General features: G+C 53.5%; 14 protein-coding genes. 6 read left to right on the forward strand and 8 right to left on the reverse strand.

What is annotated here, in order from left to right; all coding sequences use genetic code 11:
• The first annotated feature begins 444 nt into the window (after positions 1-444).
• On the forward strand, positions 445-1641 hold the full coding sequence (locus tag ACTNE6_RS13555) for a hypothetical protein (RefSeq protein WP_442497106.1): 1197 nt from the start codon (positions 445-447) through the stop codon (positions 1639-1641).
• A gap of 117 nt (positions 1642-1758) precedes the next feature.
• On the forward strand, positions 1759-2946 hold the full coding sequence (locus ACTNE6_RS13560; RefSeq protein ID WP_442497107.1) for a pyridoxal phosphate-dependent aminotransferase: 1188 nt from the start codon (positions 1759-1761) through the stop codon (positions 2944-2946).
• 105 nt (positions 2947-3051) lie between these two features.
• Here ACTNE6_RS13560 and ACTNE6_RS13565 read toward each other — a convergent pair whose 3' ends face one another.
• On the reverse strand, positions 3052-4449 hold the full coding sequence (locus ACTNE6_RS13565; RefSeq protein ID WP_442497108.1) for an amidase: 1398 nt from the start codon (positions 4447-4449) through the stop codon (positions 3052-3054).
• 342 nt (positions 4450-4791) lie between these two features.
• Between ACTNE6_RS13565 and ACTNE6_RS13570 the strand changes: the two genes are divergently transcribed.
• The gene (locus ACTNE6_RS13570) at positions 4792-6666 is read left to right on the forward strand and encodes a twin-arginine translocation signal domain-containing protein (protein ID WP_442497109.1); all 1875 of its coding nucleotides are present in this window, start codon (positions 4792-4794) and stop codon (positions 6664-6666) included.
• 176 nt (positions 6667-6842) lie between these two features.
• Here ACTNE6_RS13570 and ACTNE6_RS13575 read toward each other — a convergent pair whose 3' ends face one another.
• The 6 genes from ACTNE6_RS13575 to ACTNE6_RS13600 form a co-directional block, all read right to left on the reverse strand.
• Positions 6843-7238 (reverse strand): hypothetical protein, encoded by a 396-nt coding sequence (locus tag ACTNE6_RS13575; RefSeq protein ID WP_442497110.1) that lies wholly within the window; start codon positions 7236-7238, stop codon positions 6843-6845.
• Between the two features lie 478 nt (positions 7239-7716).
• Positions 7717-7890: a hypothetical protein gene (locus ACTNE6_RS13580; RefSeq protein WP_194968375.1), complete on the reverse strand. Its 174-nt coding sequence runs from the start codon at positions 7888-7890 to the stop codon at positions 7717-7719.
• A gap of 261 nt (positions 7891-8151) precedes the next feature.
• Positions 8152-9189: a phosphogluconate dehydrogenase (NAD(+)-dependent, decarboxylating) gene (gnd, locus tag ACTNE6_RS13585; protein WP_442497111.1), complete on the reverse strand. Its 1038-nt coding sequence runs from the start codon at positions 9187-9189 to the stop codon at positions 8152-8154.
• A gap of 517 nt (positions 9190-9706) precedes the next feature.
• Positions 9707-10768, reverse strand: a complete 1062-nt coding sequence (locus tag ACTNE6_RS13590; protein ID WP_442497112.1) for a L,D-transpeptidase family protein — start codon at positions 10766-10768, stop codon at positions 9707-9709.
• A gap of 208 nt (positions 10769-10976) precedes the next feature.
• Entirely contained in the window at positions 10977-11243 is a 267-nt protein-coding gene (locus ACTNE6_RS13595; protein ID WP_331819135.1) for a hypothetical protein, read from the reverse strand.
• Positions 11244-11409: 166 nt separating this feature from the next.
• Positions 11410-12723, reverse strand: a complete 1314-nt coding sequence (locus ACTNE6_RS13600; RefSeq protein WP_228778993.1) for a TolC family outer membrane protein — start codon at positions 12721-12723, stop codon at positions 11410-11412.
• Between the two features lie 555 nt (positions 12724-13278).
• Here ACTNE6_RS13600 and ACTNE6_RS13605 point away from each other — a divergent pair.
• The 3 genes from ACTNE6_RS13605 (at position 13279) to ACTNE6_RS13615 (ending at position 18893) form a co-directional block, all read left to right on the forward strand.
• The gene (locus ACTNE6_RS13605) at positions 13279-14463 is read left to right on the forward strand and encodes an efflux RND transporter periplasmic adaptor subunit (protein WP_442497113.1); all 1185 of its coding nucleotides are present in this window, start codon (positions 13279-13281) and stop codon (positions 14461-14463) included.
• On the forward strand, positions 14460-17564 hold the full coding sequence (locus ACTNE6_RS13610) for an efflux RND transporter permease subunit (RefSeq protein ID WP_442497114.1): 3105 nt from the start codon (positions 14460-14462) through the stop codon (positions 17562-17564). The genes ACTNE6_RS13605 and ACTNE6_RS13610 overlap by 4 nt, the downstream gene beginning before the upstream one ends.
• A gap of 75 nt (positions 17565-17639) precedes the next feature.
• Positions 17640-18893, forward strand: coding sequence for a glycosyltransferase (locus ACTNE6_RS13615; protein ID WP_442497115.1), 1254 nt, complete (start codon positions 17640-17642; stop codon positions 18891-18893).
• Between the two features lie 434 nt (positions 18894-19327).
• Here ACTNE6_RS13615 and ACTNE6_RS13620 read toward each other — a convergent pair whose 3' ends face one another.
• Positions 19328-23389: an amino acid adenylation domain-containing protein gene (locus ACTNE6_RS13620; RefSeq protein WP_442497116.1), complete on the reverse strand. Its 4062-nt coding sequence runs from the start codon at positions 23387-23389 to the stop codon at positions 19328-19330.
• Positions 23390-23469 lie beyond the last annotated feature (80 nt).

A 23469-nucleotide genomic window follows, 5' to 3' on the forward strand; every position in this document is an offset into this window, starting at 1 on the left:
TAATTTTTATGGGCTTGTTGCAGGCCGATTCCTCGGCCTTTTGCCGTAGTTTGATTTACAACGACTGTAAGTTGATTGTGGAACTGTCCATATCGCAAGACACATGCCACAGGCTGCAGCATGGCGAAAGCCTTAAATTGCTAGAGTTCGCTATGAGCTTGAAGATTTCGGCATCGCCAAGGTGTAGCCGATGCTGCGTATGTAACAGCATGTGTTGATTTGCTGTTGCTTGAAGAACAATTGCCGCGTGGCAAGTGTAAAAAATCCGCGATTGTGGCGGTTCGGTTGGCGGCACGAAATCTGCTGATACTTAGCCATGACGAAACAGCCTTGATGAACGGTCTGGCATTATTGGCAAGAAATCCTGCGGAGAGACTTTTATGCGTTGCAGTTTATTAATAAAGCGGACTGTTCTTCGACTATTGTCCGGCAATATTCTTATGCATGAATAAATCGCTGTTGGCTTTGCTGTTACTGCTGCTGGTTTCGGGTTGCGTGCCTAAGGACTATTTCAGAACCGAGATTAGTGATGCCCCTTGTTTATCGGCATCGGGCAACAACTGCGGTTCGGCCAATCTGGTGGTCGACAAGCAAGACCATTATATGTTGGGCTTTGTCGAGATCAATGATCGTGGCCGATTTTACGATCAACGACAGGCAGACATATTGTTGAATTGGTTGAAGCACGCGCAGCAACCGCAATACGTAGTGATTTACACTCATGGCTGGCACCATAATGCCAGTGATACCGATAGCAATGTCCGCCGCTTCAGGGACAGCCTGCGTGATATCAAGCGGCGTAATCCGCAATACCAGGTGGTGGGTATTTATGTTGGCTGGCGCGGCGAAATCCTGGATCTGCCCTGGCTGAGATTAGTGACGTTCTGGGATAGAAAAGCGGTCAGCGAGACCATAGGCCGCAGCCAGCTATTGGATTTTCTGTTACAGGTTGAAGCCGTGGTTAAGGGGGATACCAAGGAGCACAACAGATTATTGACGATCGGGCATAGCCTGGGCGCTACGGTAATATTCAATGCTTTGCAACGCATTTTGTTGCAACGTTTGACTCACGCGGACGGTAGCCAGCCAGTCGGATTCGGCGATCTGGTGGCGCTGGTCAATCCAGCGTTCGAAGCCAAGCGTTTCAGCAGGATTCGCGCAGCCGCGCAACACTATAAGCGTGAGTCTCCGTTCGCTGACCGACACAATCCGCTACTGCTGATCGCTACGTCGGAGACGGACGCCATGACCAAGACCGCGTTCGCCTGGAGCAGAGCAGTACCTGCCCTGCTCGAATCCGGGCAAGATTTGAATCCGGATGATGAACTGGCGGACGTTTCCAAATGGGAGTTGGACACCACTGCGGTCGGCCATTTCAAACGATTTATTACGCATCGGCTGGAGTCAAATAGCGCATTTGCAGATGACTGGTCATGCACATCCGGAGCGGATAGTTCGGCTTCCGCCGGTTTGCACCTGAGCCTTCAAGATAATTCGTCTGCGCACGATCCTTACTGGGTGATTCAAGTGGACAAACGCATCATCCCTAATCATGGTTTCATGACGCGCAAGCCTTTCTGGTGTTTTATCGAACAGACAATGAACCTCGTGGCGCGCAATCAAGACTACGCCAGAAATTAAGCCGTTTGCCCTGTCTGTGAGTGAGCCCTTAACCGACAGGAATAGTATGAGAGCTCTCTTTACGTTTTTACTTTTTTATTGCCAGCCATGGGCTGGGCTATTTTTGGAAACAAGTGAATGAATTTTCCTATCGCAAATCGAATTGCCAATTTACAACCCTCTGATATCCGTCTGATGACCCGCGAATGCGAACGGCTGGGCGGGATCAATTTAGGACAAGGTTTAGGCGACTTGCCGACACCGCCGATGGTCAGAGAGGGGGCGATCAAGGCCATACAAAACGGCCTCAATACTTATACACCCTCCGAAGGCGTAGCGTCGCTACGGCAGGCCATTGCGAAAAAATTAAAGCGGGACAATGGCCTGGACGTTGATCCCGACCATGAAATCGTTATCAGCAGCGGCACTACCGGCGCCTTTGCGGCGACCTTGACCGCATTGCTCAATCCGGGAGACGGCATTTTGCTGTTGGAGCCTTATTACGGTTATCACCTCAACACGATCCTGTTGAATGGATTGGAACCGCATTTTCTGCCTTTGGCGCCGCCTGAATTCGCGCTGGATGAAACGGCGTTGCGTGCCGCTTTACGTCCCAATACCCGGGCAATGGTGGTTTGTACGCCATCCAATCCCAGCGGAAAAATGTTCAGTGCTGCCGAATTGGCGATTATCGAGCGGGTTGCCGAACAGCACAATCTGCTGATCATCTCTGACGAGATATACGAATACATTACTTATGACGGCCGTCAACATCTGTCACCGGCCTCCATCGGCCGGTTGGGCAAACGCACTGTCAGCATCATGGGGTTTTCCAAAACCTTCAGCATCACCGGCTGGCGGCTGGGCTATGCAGTCGCCGATGCCAGCCTGGCGAAAGCCATCAATCTGGTCAATGATCTGCTATATGTCTGTGCACCGTCCCCATTGCAATACGGAGTCGAGGCGGGCCTGCAAGCTCCGCCGGAATACTTTGACAAGCTAAGGGCCGAATATCAGCGTAAAAGGGACATCATCTGCCAGGGTTTGGCCGATGCCGGATTGACGCCGCTGATACCGCAAGGCGCATATTATGTACTGGTTGACGTGTCGCATCAGGGCTATCCAACCGCCAAAGCGGCAGCCCTCGCGCTACTGGAACAGACGGGCGTTGCCAGCATACCCGGCAGTTTGTTTTACCAAGGCCCCCAAGGCGAAAGACTGATACGTTTTTGTTTTGCCAAAGAAGATGCGGTATTGCACGAGGCGGTCGCTCGTCTGAGTAAATTCCGCTCCCGAGCACCGTTGAAAAATAGCCAGCCGACCTAGCTTGAGTTTGTGCTACTCGAAAGTCGATAATTTCAATGCGCTGATGAGTGTAATTATGGGAAATCGACGAAGGATTTCCCGAGCTGACTCATCTCGAAAAGCGCTTCAGGCAAGCTCCCATGCAGGCGCATGCTCGCGCAAAGAGCTGAGGTGCAGCGCAGGAAATGGCTGGATGTTTTCGAAAGCCCGCGCTGCACGCAGTACCAATGCATCATTATACTGAGCCCCGACGATATGCAAACCTACCGGCAGACCGTTGACGTCAAAGCCGGCCGGTACCGATGCAGCAGGTTGTTGAGTGAGATTGAAAGGCGACAAGAACGGAGCCACTGGCGCTGAACCAACATAAGGCACGGACTGCGAAGTGACCGGCGTGACCAGAAGATCGTAGCGCTGGTGAAAACGCCGCATCAACACGGCGAGTTCTCCGCGCAGTCGGTTGGCTTCAACGACTTCAGCCAAGGTGTGCCGTTCCGCCTTTTCGAGCGAAGCGCGGATACCAGGATCCAGCAGCGCCAGCCCCGCTTCTCCAATATCTCGTCGTAAGCGGGCGGCGCGTTCGGCTGCCAACGCGCCGAGGATGGGCGCAGGATTGGCAAAGCCCGGGTCAACATCCTCGACAATGGCGCCCAGCTCAGTCAAGCGAGCCACCGCGCGGTCAACGATAGCCACAATGCCTGGATCAACTTTAAGGTATCCCAGCGTTCGGCTGTAAGCGATGCGCAGCCCTTTCACTCCATCATTAAGATTTGCTGTCCAGTCACGGCCGTCGCTCGGCAGGCTGGTCCAGTCGCGCACGTCGGGTGCGGCAATGACATTCAGCAACAAAGCGGCATCCGTCACAGTACGGGTGATGGGACCGATGTGGAACAGGGTGCCATTGTGCGCCGCCGGGTAACCGGCCACGCGGCCGTAGCTGGGCTTGAAACCGAATACGCCGTTTACTGACGCCGGCTGGCGAATCGACCCGCCGCCGTCAGTGCCTATCTGCAAGGGCCCCAGGCCCAGCGCTGCCGACACAGCCGCCCCGCCGCTGCTGCCGCCGCTGGCGTATTGGCGATCCCAGGCATTGGGCGTGACGCCTGCCAGCTTCGTCTCGGTGAGGCCTTTCCAGCCAAACTCGGCGGTTTGTGTTTTTCCCAGCAGCACTGCGCCGGATTCGCGCAGCCGCGCGGCGGCGGGACTATCTTCGGCCTGCGGTTTGTCCGATGTGGCCAGACTGCCCTTGCGTGTGGGCAAGCCCTGCACATTCAGCAAGTCCTTAAAACCCACCGGCACACCGTCGAGCGCACCTTGCGGCGCACCACGCTGCCAGCGTACCTCGGAGGCTCTTGCCTGAGCCAGCGCTGCTTCGGCATCGACGACACGATAGGCATTAAAATGCGGCTGCAACGTAGCGATGCGCGCCAGTACCGCTTTGGTCACCTCGACAGGTGACGTCGCCTTGCTGCGGTAGAGCGCGAGCAATTCGTTCGCGCTGAGCTGTGTTAAATCATCGGCCATGAATGGAATCTCTGTATTTTGTGATGGATTGATAAGGCAAGGTAAAAATTTTTCCCATCATCTAAAGCATTTATCGAGCCAAATTAAGATTTGACGAGTTCCATGCTATTCATTGAATGCATTCAGGCAGTGAATTAAATCAAGACGGAGATTGCTTAAAAACAAGCAGACTTCAAACACTAACTGTTCGATATCAAGCAATTATTGTGTTTTCAGGCCATGAAATTCGGCTTTTCCCGATGGCATAAATATTGAAGCAAACAAAGCGGATATAAAAATCCTCACGCTTCATCTCGCTTTAACTGTACTCAGTATTTGGAAAGTTTTATGGAGAAAAACACAATGACAAGCAAATCCTTCACGCAACAATCACCTGAAGCAGACGCAGTTACTTTGGATACGGACAACTCGACTCATGCAGCTGCTGCCTCTTTCTCGATCAGCAGGCGGTCATTTATTGGCAAGGCCGGCGCTCTCACCGCTGCCGGCGTTCTAGCGCCGGCGCTATCAACGTCGGCTTATGCGGATGATGGGCTCGGGTTAGCAGACGATGACATCAAACAATCTTCAGGACAAGACTTCACCAAAAAGTATCACAACGACACATTCGGTACGCTGCATGCCAAGGATTTACGCAAAAAAGCTTTCAAGGCGCGCCTAAAAGCGGCTGAAGAGGAATTTGCTATCGATATTCCGCCACTTCCAAATAACGGCGATGAGGCACGTTATCCCGAAAAGATCAGCGTTGCGACCAAAGGTTTAAAGCACGACGCCAATGGTCATGTGGATCCCGCTTCTTATGAGTCCTTGCTGAACGCGCTGAAATCACGCAAACCTGAGGATTTTGAAAAAATCATACTTGGCGGCACGGCAAAACTGGCTGATCCTCAAGGGCCTCTGACGACGGCCCTGGAGGGCATCAATAACAGCCAGTTGGCAATTCCCCTGGCGGCAACTCTGGACAGCGCTGAGCTTGCAGCCGATCATGTCGAACTCTACTGGCAGGCCTTGCTTCGCGATGTCCCCTTTTCCGAGTATCGCAATGACACGTCTCACCCATTGGTTTTGGCGGCTGTCAGCGAGCTTAACAGCCTTCCTGCATTCAACGGGCCAACTGACAATGGTCAGGTGACGCCGGAAACATTGTTCCGCAGTACTGCGGCGTATGTTGACTATCAAGCAGACCCCACCGGAAAGAAAGGCAACTATGTGATACCGCCCGGAACGCTTGAAGGCCCTTATATTTCGCAGTTTCTGTTAAGGCCTCTGCCTGCATGGGGAACCATTGCCGGCCAGCCGCAACTGCGCCCTATCCAGAAGGCGGGTGAAACCTTTGGAACCGATTTCGACGAATGGCTTGCGATTCGTAACGGCATCAGTACCGGTAAAAGCATCACATTGGAATCCGGACGGCGTCATCTGATCAATGGCCGCGACCTGGCCACACTGGCTCGAAATACCGGCCCCACCTATCTGCATGTGCTTCAGATTCTTCTCACTGCCCCCATTGCAGGCAATCTGCTCGCCGGCGGCGTGGGCGCGCCGCTCAATCCGGCCAATCCGTATGTCAACTCGAAAACCCAGAATAGCGGATCGTCGTTTTCGGCTGGTTTCATACAAGGTTTGCTCGCCCTGGCCGGTCCTTTGGCAATCAAGACCTCTTACTATCAGAACTGGTATGTCAACCGGCGCTTGAGGCCGGAGGACTATGCCGGCCTTGTCCATAAGGTCCTGGCCCATGGCGCAAATTATCCCATCCACGCTGACATACTGAATTCCGATGCGGTAGCCAGGGTTTATAGCGCTTTTGGCAGCTATCTGTTGCCGTTGGCGAATAATACCGGGGCGCCGACACACCCCGGCTATCCGAGTGGCGCGACCATTTCCGCCGCTACGCCGATTACGCTTCTGAAAGCATTTTTCGACGAAAACTATGTGATACCGAATCCGGTGCAGGTTGATCCTACTGATCCCACAAAGCTCATTCCTTACACCGGCGCGCCGCTGACTATCGGCGGAGAGCTGAACAAGCTGGTGAACAATATCGGCTACGGCCGTAATTTTAACGGCTTCCATATCCGTTCGGATATTTCGGCATCCCACACACTGGGCGAGGCACTTGCGATCAGCATTCTCAGAGACCAGCGCTATACCTACAATGAAAACTTTGCCGGCTATACTTTCACCAAGTTCGATGGCACTACTGTAACCGTCTGACCTGAATATTTCACCACGAACGACTGCAGGAGCAGCATAGCGGTGTGCCGAGGCACGAAGCGCGTCGCTCAAGCTTTGACACATCATTCACAATGGATGCGCCTCCCTTCGACTGTGCTCAAGACAGACCTTACGCGGCGCATCCTCTACTAACATGACAATTACGCCGTACAATCTCAATCAATCTTTTCCAGTGCAGGAGGATTGGCTTTGAATAGCTCTGCTAAAAGCTCAATTTGAGACGAGAATTGAGGCAGCGCGGGAATTTTCCAGGCTTTTCCGATGAATCGGGCCAATAAATTGTTCAGCCAGGGGCGGTCTGATTGTGCGTGATGAATAATAAATCTGTAGGCTTCCCCATCGTGAAAAACAGCAAAGTCCTCCAGATGAACATCAATCGTACCCTCTTCACCGTAAAGCCTGGTCTGCACGTAAACTGTCCGTGAATCGATATCGAAATTAAATTTTATCAATTCTGCAATGCCTTTGAGGATTATATTCGAGACCCAAATGATTAATATATTGGGTGTCAGTTTTATTAATATTTTCAAGAAACTGGATTTAATACTCATTTTTTCTCATTCGCTAACTAAGGTAAAACGAATCATTTTAATCAATATCAGCTTGATTGTTGCGAAAAAATATTACAAGCCTGAGCCCTACAGGATACGCATCGCCTACCTTTCGAGGTTTAGTTCAGTGAAAAAAATTTTGAAAATGGCATGAGACGATCATAGGAATAGGATGCTTATGATCTGTTATTTGAGATATCCGCATTATACGCGGGCTACGCCTTGCCTTTTTATCACAACCAAGATTTTGTCATTATTTTTATCACGGTTTCCCTGATCGCTTCATTGCTGAACACGAAAACGGAAGAACAGAGAGTCAATCGGCGGTTAAAGGTATTGGAAAGTAAGAATGGAAGAAATTAATGAAGTTTGAAAGAAGGGAGTCTAAAAATGAAAAACTTCCAAGGCCGATTAAGCCTTGGAAGTCATTAAGTGGCTGCGTGGTTAAGTAATTCAGACAGTTTGCTAAACAGGATGATTACTCGCATTGCAGATGTCCAGCATTGGCCCGTTTACGGTTCAGGTTGACGTTGCTGGCAATAGCTGCTGTTGCGAACAGCGTAGAGGAGATAATAAATTCCCCGGAGACAAATCCTAATACACCGGTAACAAATACAATCCCAGTTAACACATCTTTATAAAAGTCATTCATAGATAAATCCTCGTTAAGTTGAAAGGTTTTTTTTAAAATGCAACTCAACTATAAGGTAGACTTTTACAGTCAACAACATAACAAAACATATACATATTGTTTCTTATTTATTTACATTAATTTCACAGGCTTTTAATTAAACTGGCATATACTGAAAAGGTTTGCTGTCAGCCCGATCATTGATACATCGCCTTGAGAACTTTCAGGCCAACGACTAAGTTTTTATTCAGCCAGGACAGAACCTCTTCAACGATCAGATGGTTATTTATTGCCCGGTTTTTCCATATGCCCGCCGAATTGATATCGCATCGCCGAGAGCAGCTTGTCCTGAAAGTCCGATTCGCCACGCGAGCTAAAGCGCTGATAGAGCGCAGTAGAGAGAACAGGTACCGGCACGGCCTCATCTATGGCGGCTTTAATGGTCCATCGCCCTTCCCCTGAATCCGAAACCCGTCCCTCGAATTTTGAGAGTTCGGGATCTTCAACTAAAGAGGCGGCTGTCAGATCCAGCAACCATGATGCAATGACACTGCCGCGCCGCCAAACCTCGGCAATCTCGTCCAGATTAAAATCATATTGATAGCGCTCAGGATCCCGCAATGGCGTGGTCTCGGCATCTTTGGTACGCTGAAGCTTGCCAATGTTGGCGGCTTTCAGGATGCCCATTCCTTCGGCATAGGCCGCCATGAGACCATACTCGATGCCATTGTGGACCATCTTTACGAAGTGCCCTGCCCCACTCGGGCCGCAATGCAGATAACCCAACTCCGCAGTTCCTTCGCTCAGCTCGCGTCCGCGGGTACGCGGAATGCTGCCCGCTCCCGGCGCTAGTGTTCTGAAGATAGGATCAAGGTGCTCGACCACATCTGGCTCGCCGCCGATCATCATGCAATAGCCGCGTTCCAAACCCCAGACGCCGCCGCTGGTTCCGACGTCTACATAGTGGATGCCTTTGGCGGCGAGTTCGTGTGCCCGGCGGATATCGTCCGCGTAGTAGGAATTGCCGCCATCAATGATAATATCGCCGGCTTCCAGATACGGCAGGAGATCGGCAATGGCCTGGTTGGTCACCGCCGCCGGCACCATTACCCAAATTGCTCGTGGCTTTTCCAGCTTTGATATCAGGTCTTGCAGCGAACTGCAACCTACTGCCTGCTCCTGAACCATTGCGATGACGGCAGGCTGCGACTGGTCATATACCACGCACTGATGACCATCTCTCAACAGGCGGCGTACCATATTGGCACCCATCCGGCCCAATCCGATCATACCGAGTTGCATCGTCGTTTGTCTGTTCATTAGCGTTTCTCCTAAATTTGTGTAGAAACCGCTGCCAGTTGCATAAATTATTTACATGTGCTTCCTATGCATTTCATCCGCTTTTTCCGCAGGATAACGGTAATAAAAGGCTCTCAACACATGAACCGCGACCATTCCTGCCTGGTCTTATTTCCGCCTCAATGACTAGCTCTCGTGCAGAAAGGGTCATATCTGCGTTTTAATAAATACCCGTTCTCATTTTTTCAGAATATTAACGTTATCCATGGGACACATACGCATTGTGTGACCATTGAAATTTATCGATTTGATTGGACATTATTCTTCAGGATAGGTGCGCTTTAAGAATGCCGAGTGTAAAAAAAACACCTCGCCAAACTTTATAAATATTAAGGAAGTGATGTTTGAAAGCCGAAGGCTTATGATGCCAACTGCCTTTACTGCAAGGCTTTGTTATTTTTTTGAGTTGCCTGTCAATCTTGAGTAGGACGGGTTTGCTTCCATTTCCGGGCCGGTTTAGGATTGATGTGATACTGCTCTAATAGACAGGCGCTTTTTGAGGACCGCGATAATACTTGGTCAAAGTCGGACTTTTGACAGGCGTTTGAAGCGGCTCTTGCCGTGCGGCTACAGCCTCTTCCTCTGGCAAAAGTGGTTTTCTTTCATAGATCGACACCGGATCGCCGTCCAGCTTGGTCAGGGCTTCGTTCAGCGTTTGTCGATCAAAATCGGGTATTTGGCCGTTATTGGCTTTCTGGATAAGGCTCAGCGCCAGCTCAAAACGCTGATCCCGCGTCATTTCCTCGCCTTCCAAATCAGGGTGCGCCTCTATGTAAAGCTTATTATCCAGCCACCCCACCTTGACAGGCTGCTTGACGATGAAAACCGGCGTCCCTACCGGCACCATGTTATAGAGCTGCTCTATATCTTCAGGATAGGTGCGCACACAACCGTGCGTAATCTGCATGCCTATGCCGTAGATCTTGTCGATATCGGTGCCATGAATGCGGTATTCGCCGGGTAGCGCCAGATGCAGTGAATATAATCCCAGTGGATTATGCGGACCTGGCGGTACGACCGCCGGCAGAGGATCACCGTTGGCTGCATGCTCGCGTCGGATTGATTCAGGCGGATACCAAGATGGATTTTTAACCTTCTGTGAAACTTTAGTTTCGCCCAGCGGCGTTTTCCAGTCCTGCCTGCCAACACCATGCGCATAAGACATCACCTGTCGGGGTACGCCTTTTACTTCCGGCGGATAATAATACATACGATATTCGGAGATATTCAGCGTAATGCCTTTGTGCGGTGTATCAGGCAGAACGCGTCTGTTGGCGATACGGATAATCTCATCCTTTTTGACATGCCAGCGATCCACATCCGGATTCAGGCGCACTATTTCAGTTTGCCCCAGATTAAACCGCCTGGCCACATCCAGCAAGGTCTCTTCTTGCTCTGCCTTGACTAAAGGCACACCATCAGAATATTCGGTGATGACAGTGTCATTGGGATTTTCCGGCCAGTTATAAGTCGTGGCATTGGCTTTGCCACTGATGGCTGATATTACAATCGGCAAGGCAAATAACATACGTAATTTCATAATATAATAATTTTCTCAATCACAAAGCCAAGTATAACATCACTTTTTCAATTCTAGGCTTAACGCATAAGCAGGTAGGAATAATAGTCGAATTCAATCCCATGGCTTGTATCGACTACATAACCAATATAATCTTCTTAAATCCAAACTAATGCTTGAAACTGCCAGCCCAAGTGCAGAGTTTTTTACAATATAAGTGCCTGCATTTTTAAGTTGAAGACAATGGGCTGCCGCCATACTTCCCGCTTTGAAACAGTGTCAGCTCCCATCGTTGCGCTAATTCATCATGCCGCAGGATGTAAATATCGTTTTGGCCTCCGCGCACTTTAAAATAACGGTACTCAGGAGCCAGCCAACGGTCGATTATTTCTTCAATTTCGATGGATTTATCACCCATAAAAAAACGTCGCGGCGTTTCCTCTCCCTTGTAACCGGCATAACACTCCACATGAACTGTTAATGGGCCCGTACTCATGGAATTTTCAACCTATGTCGATGCACTACGACCTTATGACAATTCTTTCTATTGTTTTGCGATGGAAGAACGGTAAATTTCCCAACTATTTTAAGCAATACATTCCTTCAACCTGAACTAAAGCTGAGACGCGCCTCAGGCAAGGAATGATTAACCAGCGCATGTATTATTTGGCATTCGCCGTCAACAAAAGATTGATCTGCTCGAGATCATCTATGGTCAGCGTGCTCGCGGCCTGCTTTAACCGGATGCTGTTGATCAGGTAGTCATAGCGGCTGCGCGCGTAATCCCGTTTCACCCGGTATAAATTCCGCTGCTCGCTCAAGACCTCCACCATAGTGCGGGTGCCGACTTCATGGCCGGCTTCCGTCGCTTCCAGCGCGCTTTCGGCCGAAACGACCGTGGTTTTCAACGCCTCGACCTGGCCGATGCTGGACATGACGCCCCGGAACGCATCCTTGACCTGCCGTTTGACTGCGCGCTTGGCGGCAATCAGCCGCTCTTTGGCGGCTTCATAGTCATAGTTGGCCTGACGGGTGCGCGAGTTGACCGCGCCGCCTTCGAACAACGGCACATTTAATTGCACGCCGACACTTTGCGTATCGCCGCGGAAGCCGAAGCTGCTGTTCACATCCGAAACGCCGTAAGAAGCGACCAGATCCAGCTGCGGCAGGTGGCCGCTGCGCTGCAGGTCCACCGATTTACGAAAGACTTCTGCCTCGTTCAAGGCCGAAATGATGCTGAAGTTGTTCATTTCCGCTGAATCGCTCCATTTCGCGATATCGGCCGGTTCGGGCTTGGCCAGGGGCAACTTTTCGCCGAGCGGGTTCAGCTGGGCCTCCGTATCGCCGACGATTTCCCTTAACGCTTCCTTCTGATTATCCAGATTGTTGCTGGCTTCGATTTCTGCGGCGCTGGCCTGATCGAAGGCCGCCTGCGCTTCATGCACATCGGTAACGGCCACCAGGCCGACTTCGAACCGCTGCTTAGCCTGTTCCAGCTGCCGGCCGATAGCGTCTTTTTCCGCCACGGTGAAATCCAGGTTATCCTGGGCCGATAAGACATTAAAATAAGCCTCGCTGATCTTGACCATCAGATTCTGCAGCTCCGCCTGATAGGAAGCTTCCGCCTGGGCAATCTGATTGTCGGACTGGCTGAGCTGTATCCAGTGCTCCCAGTGAAACAAAGGCTGGGCCAGATTCAGGTCAAAACGATGGTCCCAGTATTCCTGGTTGACTTGAGCGCCCTGGAAAGTAAAGCCGCTTTTCTTGGCTTTTCTATTATGCAGCCAATCTCTGCTGCTGGTCCCCGTGGCGGAAAGATTGGGCAGAAAACGGGCAATGCTTTGGTCCCTTAATTCACCTGTCGAGAGCTGGTTAGCCAGGGCTTCCTTTAGAACGGGGTCATTTTGCAGGCCCAGTTCGTAGGTTTCCATCAGATTTTGGGCTTGTAACGGCGAAGCGCTGGCTAAAACAATCATTAAACCTAAGGCTTTTTTTGATAAGGAGCGTCTTGTCATATCTTCTTGTTATAAATTTAGACAGGATTGTTTATTTCCGGTCCTGCCGACTGTATGTCAGGCGTCTGGAATTTGCTTGAAGTCCGGCCAGAATGGATATTGATCTGCTCTGATGACAATGGCCCGGCAGGTATTCCGGTCTTCTTCCTTGCCCCCTACTCATCAACACTATCCTTTCTTAATCAAACCGTAAAATGGTCGCTAATAATACCAGATTTCCCTGTTCATATTTTGCTTTATCCATCACAGTGCACAGGTTTTTGCGAGACTGTCTGGGCATGACTGTTATCTGGATATTCGGTATAGCAGGAATCGCCCGAGTTACTTGCCTTTCTGCCCATCGGCGGCGTGCAATGCGAGTACCGCATCTGCGAACAGAATGTGGATACCCTACTGCGCTTCGGGATTTGTGAAACTGGCCGGCATCTATAACTCTAGCTTGAGTTATAATGCTCCGAACCCAATGACTCAGCCATAGAGCCACCGTGTAACTCTTACCTGCGGAGATTATCTGTCATGACGACACCCAGATTCCTTTCCTTCAATTTATCGAAACAGCGCGGCATCGGCCGTGGCGCCTTACTAACAGCCGTTTTTGCCGTGCTGGTCATTTCGACCGGCCTGGTGTACCTGCGGGCTGCGCCCAAGCCCACGGAAGCCGGCCAAACGCAGCCGGTGGCGGCATTATCAGTGACCCGGGCCGCGCCGCAATGGCGGCAGTGGTCGGCGACGATCGAAGCGGCAGGCACCATTGCGCCTTGGCAGGAGGCCGTCATCGGCGCCCAGCTGTCGGGCGTGCGCTTGACAGAGGTGCGGGCCAATGTCGGCGATGTGGTCAAACGCGGCCAGCTGCTGGCGCGCTTCGATGATGACATGCTGATCGCCGATATGGCCCAGCTCAAGGCCAATCTGGCCCAGGCTCAGGCCACGGCGGCGCAGGCCGAAACCAACAAGCAGCGGGTGCTAAAGCTGGTGAACAACGCCGGCAGCCTGAGCCAGCAGGAGATCCTGCGTTATGAAACCGAAGCGGAAACGTCCCGCACCCAGGTCGAAGCGGTCAAGGCCCAGCTGGCGGCCAAACAGCTGCAATTAAAATACACCCAGGTATTGGCGCCGGACGACGGTGTGATCAGCGCCCGTCAGGCGACGCTAGGCACGGTGGCGGCCAGCGGCCAGGAACTGTTCAGGCTGATACGCCAGAACCGCCTGGAATGGCGCGGCGAACTGACGGCCGCGCAGATGGCGCAAATCCGGCCCGGCCTGCACATCAATCTTAGCCTGCCGGACGGCAACCGTGCCGAAGCCGCTTTACGGCAACTGGCCCCTACCCTGGACCCTCAATCCCGCCTGGGCATCGTCTATGCCGACCTGGCGCCGGGAAGCAAGGCGCGATCCGGCATGTATGCCGCCGGCCAGGTGCTGCTGACCGAGAGCCCGGCGCTGACCGTGCCGGCCGCCAGCGTGGTGATCCGCGACGGCCGCAGTTATGTGCTGAAACTGCAAAACGACAATCCCGTCACGCCGGTCGGCTTGCAGCCGGTCGACACCGGCCGCCGGCAAGGCACCGAGATCGAGATCGTACAAGGCCTGCATGAAGCCGACCGCGTCGTGGTTGAAGGCGCAGGCTTTCTGAACGACGGCGATCTGGTGCAGATCGTCCAGGAACAGAACAAGCTCGCCGGCAATGAGGTTAAACGATGAATCTGGCAACCTGGTCCATACGCAACCCGATACCGGCCATCTTGTTGTTCATACTGCTGACGCTGGCCGGATTGCGCGGTTTTCAACAGCTGCCTATTCAAAGCCTGCCGGACCTTGACCTGCCCGGCATCAGCATCAAGCTCAGCCAGCCCGGCGCGGCGCCGGCGCAGCTGGAAACCGAAGTAGCACGCAAGGTCGAAGACTCCATCGCTACCCTATCGGGCATCAAGCACATACGCACTTCGATCACCGACGGCCTGGTGCAAATCACTGCCGAATTCGAGCTGGAGAAGAAACTGTCGGATGCCTTGATCGAAACCAAGGATGCCGTCGACCAGGTGCGTTCGGACTTGCCGACCAGCGTGCAGCAGCCCAGCATTAGCGCCATCAACGTCGGCGGCGCGCCGACGCTGACCTATGCGATTGCCTCTTCGCGACTGGACGAGGAGGCCTTGTCCTGGTTTATCGACGATACCGTTAACAAAACCCTGTCCAGTGTGCGCGGCGTCGGCCGCTTCGAGCGTCTGGGCGGCGTGCAGCGCGAGGTCCAGGTGGAAGTCGATCCGGTGCGCATGGCAGCGCTGGGCGTGACGGCCACCGATGTGTCCCGGGCGCTGAAACAGGTGCAGCAGGAGTCTTCCGGCGGACGCGGCAATCTCGGTCTGGCCGAACAATCGTTCCGGACCTTGGCAACGGTACGCCAAGCCTCGGAATTGGCAGCCTTGCCGATAACGCTGGGCAACGGGCGCGACGTGCGCCTGGATCAGATCGCCACGGTCAGGGATACGGTGGCCGAGCGTACCCAGTTAGCCATGCTGGACGGCAAGCCGGTGATAGGCTTCAATATTTACCGCGCCAAAGGCCATGATGAAAGCCGCATCGCCGAAGGCGTGCAACAAGCATTGCAACGTTTGCAGCAGGCCGATCCGACCATCAGCGTGACCTTGATTTCCGGTTCGGTGGCTTATGCGCTGGAACAATATCAGGGTTCGATGACGATGCTGTACGAAGGCTCGGTGCTGGCGGTGCTGGTGGTGTGGTGGTTCCTGCGCGACTGGCGGGCGACGCTGGTGTCTGCTTCGGCCCTGCCATTATCGATACTGCCGACCTTTGCGGCAATGTATTGGCTGGATTTTTCCCTGAACATGCTGACCTTGCTGTCACTGGCTATTGTGGTCGGCATCCTGGTAGACGATGCCATCGTCGAGATCGAAAACATCGCCCGTCATGTGCAGATGGGCAAAACGGTACGCCAAGCCGCCGCCGAGGCGGTCAATGAAATCGCGCTGGCGGTGATTGCCACTACGCTGACCTTAGTGGCGGTATTCATGCCGACAGCATTGATGAGCGGCATTTCCGGGATGTTTTTCAAGCAATTCGGCTGGACGGCCGTGGTGGCGGTGCTGGCCTCGCTGCTGGTGGCGCGGTTGCTGACGCCGGTGCTGGCGGTATTTCTGCTCACTGATCGCCAGCATCCGGAGGCGGCAGACGGCGGGCTGATGCGGTTTTATCTGCAGACCGTGCGCTGGACGCTGGATCGGCGCAAGACCACCATGGCATTGGCGACGCTGTTCTTCATTGCCTCCTGTGCGTTGTTGCCGTTGATTCCGTCCAGCTTTGTGCCGGCTGCCGATCGCGACCATACGTTGGTACGTTTCGAATTGCCGCCGGGCAGTTCAATCACCGATGCCGGCCGGGTGGCCGAAGCCATGCGGGTGGCGCTGCAACCGATCCCCGGCATCAGCCATCTGTTCACGGCGATCGGCAGCAGCCGGCCGGGCAACGGTATGATCCGGGCCGGCGAAGTACGTGAAGGCTCGATGACGCTGACGTTGAACGAACGCGATCAAAGACCCTCGCAACTCGTCATCGAAAAGGCGGTGCGCCAAGCTTTGAAGAATGTTGCCGGCGCCCGTTTCACCATCGGCATCGGCGGGCCGGGCGAAAAAATGTCGCTGATTCTGTCCAGCGATAATGTCGCGGCGCTGAAAGCCAGCGCTCAGGCCTTGGAACGGGATCTGCGCAGCCTCGGCACCCTGAGCGGCATCACCAGCACCGCCAGTCTGGAACGACCGGAAATCGTGATTCGGCCTGACTGGCGGCGCGCCGCCGAACTGGGCGTCACTGCGGAGCTGATCGGCGAGACCGTGCGCATCGCCACCATCGGCGATTTCGACGCGCAGCTGGCCAAGCTCAACCTGGATAACCGGCAACTCGGGATTCGGGTGCGCATGGCCGATGCTGCCCGCCGGGACCTGCAGGTGCTGTCCAATCTGCGGATCAAGTCCGCCAGTGGTCTGATACCTTTGTCCAGCGTCGCCGAGTTATCGCTGGCCGGAGGCTCGGCGCAGGTGGATCGTTACGACCGCCGCCGTTTCGTCGTCATCAACGCCGATCTGGGCGGACTGTCATTAGGCAAGGCGCTGGCCGACGCCAAGGCGCTGCCGGCAGCGAAAAACCTGCCGGCCGGCGTCAAGCTGATTTCGACCGGCGATGCGGAAATCATGGAAGAGATGGCCAGCGGTTTCGGTTTCGCGATGCTGACGGGCCTGCTTTGCGTGTTCTGCGTGCTGGTGCTGCTGTTCAAGGATTTCTTCCAGCCGCTGACCATCCTGTCGGCGATTCCGCTGTCGATGGGCGGGGCATTTATCGCGCTGCTGCTCACTGGCGGCGAGATGAACATTTCATCGACGATAGGATTGATCATGCTGATGGGCATCGTCACCAAAAACTCGATTCTGCTGGTGGAATACGCGCTGTCAGCCAGGCGCGACCACGGTTTATCTCAGCATGAGGCCCTGCTGGATGCCTGCAGGAAGCGCGCCCGGCCCATCATCATGACCACCGTGGCGATGGTGGCCGGCATGTTGCCGATTGCCCTCGGTTTAGGCGCCGACGCCGGCTTCAGGCAGCCGATGGCGATCACGGTGATCGGGGGTCTACTCAGTTCCACACTGCTCAGCCTGCTGGTGGTACCGGTGGTGTTGACCTATGTCGATGGTTTGCAGCAGTTGCTCCGGCGCGGTAAACGGAATCAGTCGGCCGGTGACGGCAATGAGGAAAAATTGGCCGGCAGCAGCGCCACTTTATCTGTGCATTAAGCGCTGACATAGGCGTTCAATGGCAATTTGCGCGCGTCGCCTATGCGGTTACTTTCACTATTAACTAGCTAAATTATGAAAATCGGAATTCAAACTTGGGGATCAAACGGTGATGTGCGTCCACTTCTGGCATTAGCGGACGGCTTGCAAAAAGCCGGTCATCAAATTACTTTAGCCGCTACCAGTGTCGATAATCAAAGTTATCAGGGAATCTGTGACCAGTTGGGGATCGCCTATCGGCAAATACCTGAACGGATAGATTTCGATCTGGAGGACTTTAGCAAACGCTCCCTTCACATGAACTCTTTGCAATGGCTGCGGATCTTGTTCAACGAAGCGTTTTTTCCGTTTGAACAGGCCATTTATGAAGCAGCGCAAGCATTGGTTGCTGAAAACGACTATGTCATCGGCCGTCATATCCTTTATCCATTGAAATTGGCAGCGCTTCAACAGAGCAAGCCGTTTTTCAGCGTGAATTTCTGCCCTTCCGCCATACCCAGCGGGCGGTTTGCACCGACCGGCGCACCCAGTTTAGGTCGATATCTCAACCCGCTCTACTGGAAGCTGTTGGATGTGGCAGGAAATTGGGCTTTCAAACAACCATTGACGCGATTGTGGCGTTCGGTAGGACAAACGCCACCCGCTAATGTTCTCACTGAACTGTTAACATCGCAGCAGCTCAATCTGGTAGCGGCCGATCCGTTGTTTTGTATTGGCAGTGAAGAATGGCAACCTTTCAACCAAATCTGCGGGTTTCTCGAATTTACCGAAGATGCACAGCGTTGGGCATTGCCGGATAGCTTGCAGGCATTTCTGGATCAAGGACCTGCTCCCGTGTACATGACACTGGGTAGTTTTCAACAGTCAGTTCCGGAATGGAGTATGGATTTATTTTTGCAAGCCGCTGATCTGACGGGCTGCCGCGCGATTATTCAGACCAGTGATGATCGCTATCCATCAGATAGCCAGACAGGAAACATCTATTTCATCGGCAAACATCCGCATCAGCCGGTCTTCAAGCATTGTGCGGCAGTTGTACATCATGGCGGTGCCGGAACGACTCATGCCGCTACCCGCGCCGGTTGTCCGTCGGTAGCAATTCCGTTCATGGATGAACAGATGTTTTGGGGAAGGCGGCTTCATCAACTGGGATTGGCGGTTAAACCACTGCCGGCCCAAAAAGTGACGGCACAAGCCCTAGCCAATGCCATTAGCGCTACGTTATCGGCCACGGGTTATCGAAACCGTGCCCAACAAGCAAGCCAAACAATGCAAGTCAATGATGGTGTAGCTAAGGCAATTGAACTTCTGCAGCCCTATATTCGCTGAAAATCCTGGGGCCGGCATGTAAACGAACTTAAGCTCTTCAAGAGCCTGCAGGTCGTGCGGTCAAACTTATAGGTCCTCCTCGCGCTCCTGCTCTCATGCAATGGCGGCCCATCTCTGCTCTGCATCAAGATCAACCGTTGGCACGCAGTATCGTCTTGTTCTAGTCTCTGAGATTATCCCATTTGGGATTCTCCAGACCATTGCTCAAATTTCAAAGAATCCAATCGAAAGCCTGATAGCTCATACTTGAGCACTCCCGGTATTAACCGGGAGTTTATCATGGCTAATTATCAATCGCCGATCTGACAGCTGTTAATCTGCCTCACCCAGATGTAGCGCATCGCGTAGTTTTCCAGACATATCTGACTGGAATTAGCCAGCAGTATATATTCTACTGGCTTGAATAGGAGGCGCTAGCACTCCATCCTATACAATTACGCAACTTCAGAGGCAAGCTCTTCGGGCTCAATGGTGTCCGATTTCTCCGACGCCATCCAACTTTGCAGGATAGCCGCCACTTTATGTGCGTTTTTCTGATCCAGCATGCTGAAATGATCGCCAGATACATGGACATGCACAAAAGGCCGTTTGGATAAACGTTTCCATTGTGCGACGGCACGCTCTAATACCAGCAACTCGATAGTGGCATCGAAGCGGCGCTCCTCAGCCTGAATAAACAGAATTTGCTGCACCGGAACGCCATCCAACTGATAGCTCATGCGGACTTGGGCCTTGGAGATGTTCATCAGGCCGCGTACCATGTTCAAGCCGGCGTTTTCACGCACGACACCCAGTTCAACCAGATGCGGCCTGATCAGCTTGAGCTGCTCTTCCTCGGCCAAACCTTCCAGCGCTTCGGCATCAATGGTGATTTCTCGGCCATAGACATAAGCCAGTGCTTTCAGGGACTGGACATTCAGCGCTGCATCGGTAGCGTCACTACCGGATGGTATGCCCGAATCCAACAAGGCGACAAACCCCACTTCGCGACCGGCCTCTTCCAGACGTTTCGCCATCTCAAACGCTACACAGCCACCGAACGAGTGACCTACCAGATAATAGGGCCCTATGGGCTGGATTTCCAGCATCAGATCGAGGTAATAGGCAGCCATCGCCTCAATGGTGGTATGAGGCTCACTGCAACCGTCCAAGCCATATGGCTGAAAGGCGTAGACTGGACGCTCTCGCCCCAAAGCCACAGCCAGGTGATAAAGAGAGTGGCATTGTCCGCCTACGCCAGGCACACAAAACACCGGTGAACCGGAGCCGCCTGCGTATAATTTTACCACTGGTTCCCATATTTCTTCCGTAGGATCGTCCGAGACCAAGCGCGCCAGTTGCTCGATGGTCGGTGCTTTGAACAACGACACCAGAGGCAATTGCTTGCCAAGCTCGGCTTCAATTTTCGCTATCATTTGTACCGCTTGCAGCGAGTGTCCGCCCAATTCGAAAAAATTGTCGTCGATGCTCAAATCATCCTGTCCGAATATGGATTGCCAAATCTGGGTGATTTGCAGCTCATGCTGATTGCGCGGCGCGATGGCTACCCTGTCTTGCCTCAAGCCGATATCCACTGGCAGCGCCTTGCGATCCAATTTACCGTTAGGACTCAAAGGAAACGTCTCCAGCCAGACGAAGACTGCTGGCACCATATAGTCGGGCAGTCGCTCGCCCAGATAACTGCGCAAGGACATCGCCGCCAATGTAGTCTCGGCACTGTAATAGGCGATCAGCCTTGGATCACCTGTAGGGCTTTCCCGGGTCACCACTGCCGCTTCGCGCACATCCGGATGGCTGGCCAGTTGCGCCTCGATCTCGCCCAGTTCGATGCGGAAACCGCGGATCTTGACCTGGAAGTCGTTGCGCCCCAGGTATTCGAGCGTACCGTCCGCTTGCCAGCGCCCCAGATCGCCGGTACGGTACAGCCGGGCACCTGGCTTTCCGAACGGGTCCGGTACAAACCGCTCAGCGGTCAGATCGGGGCGATCCAAGTAGCCCCGTCCCACTTGCACGCCACCGATGAAAATTTCCCCCTCCACACCGGTTGGAGTCGGTTCGCCCCGCTCGTCCAAAATGTAAATTTGCGTGTTGGCAATCGGCCGTCCAAGCGGAATGCTCGTGCCCGAAAAATCCGGAGTGTACGCCCAAGCAGTAACGTCCACCGCCGCTTCGGTTGGCCCGTAAAGATTGTGCAAACCGGCATGCGGCAATCGCTCGTGGAATCGTCGCGCAAAAGGTTCCGGCAAGGCCTCGCCACTGCACATCACGCGCACCAGACTGGAGCAGGTGGACGCCTCAGAATGCTCGAGAAACACTTGCAGCATCGACGGCACAAAGTGCAATGTTGTGATGTTGTTTTGCCGAATGACATCTACGAGATAAGAGGGGTCTTTGTGCCCGCCCGGGCGCGCCATGACCAGTCGAGCGCCAGTGAGCAAAGGCCAGAAGAACTCCCAGACTGAGACATCGAAACTGAATGGGGTCTTCTGCAATACCGTATCCTGAGCTGTCAGCTTATAGGTATTTTGTTTCCAAATGAGTCTGTTCACCACTCCTCGGTGCTCATTCATGGCCCCCTTGGGCTGCCCGGTGGAGCCCGAGGTGTAGATGACATAGGCTAAATGTCGAGGAGTCAGGCCAACTGCCGAAGGATCAGTATTTTCCACGGACTGATGCGCCCACTGCCCCGCCTCGGCGAGATCAACCACCGGCACTTCCGGAGCGGCGGCGAGAAAATTTGCGGCTAAATTGCCCAAGGTCAGTAGCGCCTGCGGTGCACTATCAGTGAGCATATAGGCCAATCTATCTTCCGGATACGAAGGATCCAGCGGCACATAGGCTCCGCCGGCCTTGAGTACCGCCAACAATCCTACCACCATTTCAAAGCTGCGTTCCAGGCAGATTGCCACGCGTGCCTCCGGCTTTACACCCAAACTGCGCAGGTGGTGGGCCAGCCGGTTGGCACGGTTGTTCAGCTCGGCATAGGTCAGCTGCTGGTCTTCGAACACCACCGCCACCGCATCCGGCGTATTGCGCACTTGCGCCTCGAACAGTTCGTGGATGCAGCAATACTGCGGATAATCGGCTTTTGTAGCGTTCCAGCCAATTAGCAAGCGTTGACGCTCCGCTGGAGTCAGGATGTCGATATGACTGATGGGCTGATCTGCATCGCAAATCATGCTCTCGATAAATTTTACTAAACGCTCCTGATGCTCGGCTAATTCTTCAATGCAATAAAGAGCGGAGTTGGCGTCAAAATCGATACAGAGGCCCTGGTCATCGCCACGGTCATACACAAAGACAGCGAGGTTTTCGGCCGAAGCGTTCGAGAGGTTGTGCGGGGTGACCGGATAGCCTGCCAAGCGCAGATCGTAGTCGAAGGGCTCGATGTTGACGACCGTTGAAAACAGATGTTGGCTTTGAGCCACCATCAAATGCAAGTCGCGCCGCAAGTCCTCATAACGGTAGGACTGGTGGCGCAAAACTTGGCGGACTTCCTTGCTGACTTGACCGAGCAGTTCAGCCACACTCAGGTTCGGCGTCATCGCCAGCCGCAGCGGCAGCACATTCGCCATCATACCGGGCACCCGCCGCACACGAGAATTGGCGCGCCCTGTGACCGTCATGCCGACCACCAGATCCTCCATGCCGGTTATCCGGTACAAATAAGCTGCGATGCTGGCAATCATGAGCTGAGGCAGGCTAACGCCGGACGCGCGCGCAAACCTGCGCAGTAAGCTCGCGCTATCGGCTGAGAGATGAATCGTCTGGCGGAGCGGACTGCCAACATTCGGCGAGTGCCGGGTTGCAAGGCTGACAGGTTTCGGCCGGTCGGCAAAACGCTGCATCCAATATTCGCGGTCGCGTGTGAAGCGCGTCGAATTGCGATAAGCTTTTTCTTCTTCGAACAAAATATTCAAAGAACCAAACGCATCGTCATCAGATGCGGGGCGCTTTTCGACCAAAGCGTTATAGAGGCTGGCGACGCGACGAGTCATGAGGCCACCGCTATAGCCATCCAGGATGATATGGTGGCAGCAGTGATACCAGATGAAGTGTTCGGGTGTCAGCTTGAACAAGGCTGACACCCAGAGAGGGCCAACCAATAGGTCGACCGGTTTGGCGCATTCGGCCTTCATCCAACGCCATGCTGCTTCTCGCGGGTCAGATTCGGCGCTGACATCGAAAAACGGGATTTGTCCGTCAAAAGTGGGGGCGATAGTCAATTTCGGCCCATCTTGCGTTTCGATCAGACGTAGCCGCACCGATTCAGCCTCCATGGCCGTCTGTCGCAACGCGGTCTCGAACAACACGGGATCGATCGGGCCATGGATTTCTATAGCTTCGGCAATATTAAATGTCGAGTCCGGCGAAATTAGCTTTTGCATGAACCACATGCCGGACTGTGCGGTTGACAACGGGAATGTCAGCCCGCTATAAGCTTTGCTATCCGTTGAGGGTTGTTCTTGGTCTTTCGGACGTTGAGTTTCATACATAATTTTTCTTTTTACTTGTGATTCAGTGAGTCTTTCGCCAATAGGCAGTTATTTTATGGTGCACAATGAAGGTAATCATT

The organism is Methylobacter sp. sgz302048 (genome assembly GCF_052162025.1).
Classification (GTDB): Bacteria; Pseudomonadota; Gammaproteobacteria; order Methylococcales; family Methylomonadaceae; genus Methylobacter.